The organism is Clostridium sp. Marseille-P2415, from assembly GCF_900155545.1.
Lineage (GTDB): Bacteria > Bacillota > Clostridia > Lachnospirales > Lachnospiraceae > Lacrimispora.
Window position 1 is genome coordinate 2,151,748 of sequence record NZ_LT732526.1, and the last position, 321, is coordinate 2,152,068.

Sequence of the window (321 nt, forward strand, 5' to 3'; positions counted from 1 at the left end):
TCTTTGTATCTGGAAAAAGCTGATTTGCCAAGACGTCGTCAGTCAGGTTCTCTGAAAGCGGCCATTCAAGGTGTTTTTCTCTGGCTGCTTTGAGAACCTTGTTGACAGTTTTCTATGAAACACTGCAACTTAATGCAATGTTTGTCTGACTGAGATTCAGACTTGCGATTCTGAGTATCTCACGATACTTGGTCATAGTGTGACCTCCTTATACTGTATTTACGTCATTGACGCATAAACACAGTATAAGGGAACTATAGCTACGGTTTCCAGTTCCGGAACAGCGGTTTCCTATAAAACGGAATGGCGGTTTCCTGAGAC